Raw genomic sequence first — 1,821 nt, 5'->3', positions numbered from 1 at the left:
GGCAGGCCCAGCAGTTCGACCAGGCGCTGCTCCGCGCCCAGCGCCTCCGCGGCGCGCCGTTCCGCGTCGTACGCGGATTCCGCGCCCCGGGCCGCGTCCACCGCTCGCGCCGCGGCCAGTTCGGCGCGGGCCTCCCCGGCGGCGGCCGACTTCGCGTGGTCGGCGGTGCGCCGGGCGGTCTCGCGGGCCTCGTCGAAGGCGGCGACCGTGGTCTTCTCGGCGTCGCTCGCGGCGAGCGCGGCGCGGGCCGGGTCGGCGTCGGGGGCGGAGTCGTCGAGCCATCCGGCGCGGACGGCCTCTGCGGTCTCCTGCTCGACCTCGGCGAGCCGCTGGCGCAGATGCTCGGCGTCGCTGCGGGCGCGCTGGGCCGCGGTGGCGGCGGAGGTGGCGTCGCGGTGGGCGGCCTCGCCCGCTTCCTGGAGACCGGCGGAGCGCTCCTCCTCCTCGTTGGCGACCCGCTCGCCGTCCTCCGCGGCCGCGTGCAGGGCGCGGACGAGGTCGGCGGCGGCCTTGGCGCGGGCGGCGAGCGCGGGGGCCGCGTCCCGCTCGGCCTCGCGGATGGCGGCGGCCACGCGCGCGGAGCGGTCGGCGGCGGCGCGGTGGCGCAGCACGGTCTCGGCGGCCTGCCAGGCGGAGTGCAGGGTGCGGGCGTCGTTGAGCTCGCGGCGCTGCGCGGCGGCGCCCTTCTCGGCGGCGGCGAGTGCCAAGGAGGCGTGCCGGTAGGCGAGTTCGGCGGCGATGAGGTCGCTGCGGCCGCGCGCCCCCTCGGCGTCGGTGACGGCCTCGGCGGCGGAGGCGACCCGCTCGGCGAGCTCGGCGGCACGCGCCCGCTCCTCCGTGCCGCGCGCGGACAGCCGCCGGGCGAGCGTACGGGTGCGGCGCTCGGCGCCCGCGTGCACACCGCGCGCCTGCTCACGCCGTTCCGCGGCGTCCGCGATGCGCTGGAGCAGATCGAGCGAACCGGCGGTGAAGTCACGCTCGGCGGTCAGCTCGGCGCGGCGGCCCAGCTTGTGGGCGAAGCCATGGACGAGGTCGGCGAGCCCGTCGGTGTCGCGGGTGTCGGTGACGGCGCGCAGCAGGAGGTCGGTGAAGTCGGAGTCGTTCTTGACCGCGAAGAGCCCGGCGGCCTCGCCCTCGTCGGCGTTCATCTCCCGCTGGTAGCGGAAGAGTTCGGGGTCGAGGCCGAGCTCGCCGAGGTGTTCGTTCCAGCGCTCGTGGATCTCCACCCAGACCACGTCCAGATGCGGGTACGCCTTGGCGGCCTCCGTAAGGGCGTCACGGAAGCCCTTCATGGTGCGGCGGCGGCCGCGCGCGGTGGAGGCGCCCTCGGCGGCGGGCCGCACCGCCGCGGACTCGGCGACCGGCAGGGAGTCCAGGCTCATCCCGGGGCCGGGCCGGAAGGAGTACCACGCCTCGGCGAACTTCCGCGGGTCGTTGGAGACCTGACGGCCGCGCCATTCGCTGACCTTGCCGACGACGACGGTCTCACCGGTGACGGTGTGCTGCCACTCCAGCGCGACATGCCCGCAGTCGTCGGCGAGCAGGAACTTGCGCAGCACACCGGAGCTGGCGCCGCCCAGGGTGTTGCGATGGCCGGGCAGCATCACCGAGAAGATCAGCTTGAGCAGGACGGACTTGCCGCCGCCGTTCTCCAGGAAGAGCACCCCGGCGGGCGCGGGGCGACGCGGCGGGCCGACCGGCTCCTCCTCGAAGAACTCCGCCTGGGTGGGCGCGGGGCTGGGCACCGGCTCGCCGACTCCGCGCAGGTCCAGCACGGTGTCGGCGTACCGCGCACCGGCCGGCCCGATGGAGTAGAGGCGG

General features: G+C 76.7%; 1 pseudogene. It reads right to left on the bottom strand.

The features are described from left to right. Window positions 1–1,821: pseudogene (locus GWI24_RS43925) on the bottom strand (hypothetical protein); the annotation flags it as partial.

Origin of the sequence: Streptomyces sp. MK37H (assembly GCF_018035285.1) — a bacterium.
Lineage (GTDB): Bacteria > Actinomycetota > Actinomycetes > Streptomycetales > Streptomycetaceae > Streptomyces > Streptomyces endocoffeicus.
Note: the sequence above shows the minus strand (reverse complement) of the source record. Positions and strands in the feature narration are given on the sequence as shown.